Here is a 4,086-nt window from a genome sequence, read left to right on the forward strand (position 1 = left end):
CACGCCCCCTCCGTCTTGCCCCCGTCGTCTGGCCCCTGCTGGCTTGCCCCTTCTGGCTTGCCCCTTCTGGCTTGCCAAACGTCGAAAACCGTCCCGTAATCGCCGCATGGGAAACGACCTGACTCCAGCCCAGGTCAAGGCGTTGCACCGCCTGGCCGGCATCATGATCCCCGAAGACGCCGGCTACGGCGTCCCGGCCGCCAACGACCCGGCCATCCTCGCCGACATCGTCAAGAGCCTGGGCCGCGACCGGGACGCCGTGGTCGCGGCGCTGGACGCGCTGGGCGGCGCGGCGTTCGACGACCTGCCGGACGCCGAGGCGCAGGCGCGCGCCATGGCCTTCCTGTCGCAAGGCGGCCCCGTCGTCTCCGGCCTGAGCCGTGCCGTGCTGCGATGCTACTACCGCGACGACCGCGTGCTGGTGTCCGTGGGCCACGAGGCGCGCGCGCCCTTCCCCAAGGGCCATGTCGTCGAGCAAGGCGACTGGTCGCTGCTGGACCCGGTGCGGCAGCGCGCGCCCCTGTGGCGCGACGACCGTCCCGGTCATCGGAGGGCCTGAGCGATGGCGACGCGGCATGACATCGTCGACGTGCTGATCATCGGCTCCGGCGCGTCGGGCGCCGCCGTCGCCTACAGCCTGGCCGAAACGAAGATGCGGATCCTGTGCCTGGAGCAAGGCGACTGGATCAAGCCCACCGACTTCCCCTCCAACGGCCGGGACTGGGAGGCTCGGCGTCACGCGGACTTCGACATGAGCCCGAACCGCCGCGGGCGGGTGACGGATTATCCGGTGAACGACGACGCGTCGTTGATGAAGGTCGCCAACTTCAACGCGGTCGGCGGCGGCACGGTGATGTACACCGCGCACTGGCCGCGCCTGCATCCGTCGGATTTCCGGGTCCGCACGCTGGACGGCGTGGCGGACGACTGGCCGATCGACTACTGGGCGCTGGAGCCGTTCTTTGAAGAGAACGACCGGATGATGGGCATCTCCGGCCTGGCGGGCGATCCGGGCGAGCCGCTCCACCAGCCGCCGATGCCGCCGGTCCCCCTGGGCCGCACCGGCATGCGCTATGCGAAGGCGATGAACCGGCTTGGCTGGCACTGGTGGCCGTCGGACGTTTCAGTCGCAACGACCGAGTACGAAGGCCGCGCCAAGTGCATCAACCTGGGCCACTGCACGCCCGGCTGCGCGCAGGGGGCGAAGGCCAGCACCGACATCACCTACTGGCCGGCGGCGATCCGAGCGGGGGTGGAACTGAGGCCGCGGTGCCGGGTGCGGGAGGTGACGGTCAACGCCGAGGGGATGGCGTCCGGCGCGATCTACTACGACGCCGACGGCGCCGAACACCTCCAGCCGGCCGAGATGGTGATCGTCGCCTGCAACGGCGTCGGCACGCCGCGGCTGCTGCTGAACTCGGTGTCCGGGCGGTTCCCCGACGGGCTGGCGAATTCCAGCGGGCTGGTCGGGCGGAACCTGATGATGCACCCGTGGCCGCAGGTGTCGGGCTTCATCGAGGACCGCGTCGATGGCGGCCGCGGTCCGATGACGTCGCTGTGGAGCAAGCAGTTCTACGAGACCGATCCGTCCCGCGACTTCGTGCGCGGCTACATGATGCAGTTCAACCGGGGGACGGGACCGGTGCAGGAAGCGATCCTGTCCATCGAGTCCGGGCGCCTGCCCTGGGGCAAGGACCATCATCGGATCTACCGCACCCGGCTGGATCATCGCCTGCAGATTGGTATCGCCTGTGACGACCTGCCCGAGGCACATAACCGCGTCACCCTCGACCCCGTCCTGAAAGACTCCAACGGCATCCCCGGTGCTCGGATCGACTACACGATCAGCGAGAACACGCGGCGCATGATGGAGCACGGGATCGCGCGCGCGACCGAGGTGCTGGAGGCGGCGGGGGCGAAGGACATCTTCTGCTCGCGCACGGTGCTGAACAGTCCGGGGCACCTGCTGGGGACGTGCCGGATGGGGAACGATCCGGAGCGGTCGGTGGTCAATGCGTGGGGCCGCAGCCACGACGTGCGGAACCTGTTCATCGTCGACGGCAGCGTCTGGGTGACGGGCGGCGGGGTCAATCCGACATCCACGATCCAGGCGGTAGCACTGTATATCGCGGACCAGATCAAGCAGCGGTTGGCAACGCTGTTCGAGTGAGAGTGGTCCGCGTACCGATGTCAGGATAAACCGGCAAAAGGCCAATGACAGTTTGGATGCGCAACTGAACGCGGCAGGCGCCGCGCGACTTCCAGTGCCTTATCGAGCAACTTGGTCATGTGGCACGATATCATGCCCAGGGGTCGGAAACAAACCAAGCGGCCCTTCAAGCCGGCGCCTTCCCGCGCAGGCAGGTCCGGTGCAGCACCCTTGGATACAGCCTCGCATCGAAGTTGGCGTTCGCCCGGTGCAGCAGGCAGCGATTGTCCCACATCAGCATGTCGCCTTGCCGCCAGCGATGCAGGTAGACGAAGCGGTCCTGCGTGGCGTGTGCCTCCAGGTCCAGGATGCGCGCCCGGCCTGCCTCGATCGGCATGCCATCCAGATGCGACGCATGCTCGCCCATGAACAGCGCTTTCTGCCCGGTCTCCGGGATCACGCGCACCAGGGGATGGGCCATGTCCGGCGCGTCGGCGATCTCCTCCGCCGTGGGCTTGCGGTCGCGGTTGGAGCGGGACAGTTCCCAGCTATGCACCACCCGGACACCGTCCAGCGCCTGCTTCGTCACGTCCGGCAGCGCATCATAGGCGGCGACCATGTTGGCGAAGCAGGTTTCCCCGCCCTCGGGCGGCATCGTCACCGCGTGCAGGATGGTCGCCAGGGATGGTTCCGGACGGAACGACTTGTCCGTGTGCCAGCCGGTGGACGACACCTTGCCGCTGGGTTTGCCCTCGGCGTCGAGGTTGGAGACGATATGCACCAGCGGGTTCAGCTTGCCCTTGTTGCGCGCCATGTGCCGTTCCAGCGTGCCGAACTGTTCGGTGAAGGCGATCTGCTCCTCGGGCGAGAGGTGCTGGTCGCGGAAGCACAGCACGTGGTAGCGGACGAAGGCGTCGTAGACGGCGTCGCGCGTCGGCTCATCCAGGGGCTGGTGCAGGTCGAGCCCGATGATTTCGGCGCCCAGGACGGACGACAGCGGACGGATTTCGAAGTTCCAGTGCAGCGCTGCGGACATGGTACGGCACTCCCTACCGCGTTCTTCTTGGGTCGAAGACTGCGCCGGGATGGCGGCGGGCGCAACTGGCGGGCGGGCCGGTCGGGGATCAGGTGATGGGACCGCTGGCGGTGTGGATGGTGACCTGGGCCATTGGGATCTCCCTAGCTAAGCTAAGCTAGGTTAGCTAGGGCATTTTGCAAATTCAGGTCCTATCGCCTTAAGGTCCACAAAGAGAGCGCCGAGGCATTCTGGCAGGCCGTTGACTTCCCCACTCTTGCAAGCTCTAGTCATTTCCGTATCGGCTTTGATTTTAATCTGCCGTACGCCCCCTGAAGACCTCAAGGTGGCGCTGCATTGGCTAGCGGTCTTAGCCGCCGCCCTGCCTATGCAATCGTAGAGCGCTTGAGGGGCAACCTCTATCCTACCCCGTAAACCACCCGCGCCGCCTCGGCCGAGACGTACCCGTCCGCCAGGTCCTCCCGCACCACGTCCCGGTCCCGTTCGCGCGGCGGCCCATAGCCGCCCGATCCCGGCGCCTGCAGCGTCACCAGCGACCCGCCCGGCGCCTCGAACCCGCCCTTGGAGTTCAGCAGCCGCGTATCCTGCGTCGCCACCGCGAGTTCGATCCTGGCGGGACCGCCCGGTTGGGCCCCGTCGAGGCCGAAGGGGGGCGTGACGCTGCGTTCGCAGCAGACGGCGGCATAGGACGCGTTCTCCAGCACCCGCCAGACGCGCCGCACGCCCAGCCCGCCGCGATACTTCCCCGGCCCGCCGCTGTCGGGCACCAGCGAGTATTCCTCGATGCGCAGCGGGAAGCTCATTTCCAGGATCTCGATCGGCGTATTGCTCATGTTGGAAACGGTACTGGCCACCGCGTTGATCCCGTCGCGGTCGGGCCTGGCGCCAAATCCGCCCTTGA

The 4,086-nt window shown here is 67.4% G+C and carries 4 protein-coding genes; 2 read left to right on the top strand and 2 right to left on the bottom strand.

Features of this window, described 5'->3' with window-relative positions:
• Positions 1-106: 106 nt before the first annotated feature.
• Entirely contained in the window at positions 107-559 is a 453-nt protein-coding gene (locus tag VHB27_RS18660) for a hypothetical protein (protein ID WP_325603308.1), read from the top strand.
• Positions 560-562: 3 nt separating this feature from the next.
• Entirely contained in the window at positions 563-2,170 is a 1,608-nt protein-coding gene (locus VHB27_RS18665) for a GMC family oxidoreductase (RefSeq protein ID WP_325603310.1), read from the top strand.
• A 166-nt stretch (positions 2,171-2,336) separates the two neighbouring features.
• Here the strand turns inward: VHB27_RS18665 and VHB27_RS18670 are convergent, their stop codons facing one another.
• A complete protein-coding gene (locus VHB27_RS18670; protein ID WP_325603312.1) occupies positions 2,337-3,185 on the bottom strand; it encodes a TauD/TfdA dioxygenase family protein in 849 nt (282 codons plus the stop codon).
• 398 nt (positions 3,186-3,583) lie between these two features.
• Positions 3,584-4,086: hydantoinase B/oxoprolinase family protein (locus VHB27_RS18675; RefSeq protein WP_325603314.1), on the bottom strand; the 503-nt coding region annotated here is incomplete at its 5' end.

Source organism: Rhodopila sp., from assembly GCF_035548235.1.
Lineage (GTDB): Bacteria > Pseudomonadota > Alphaproteobacteria > Acetobacterales > Acetobacteraceae > Rhodopila.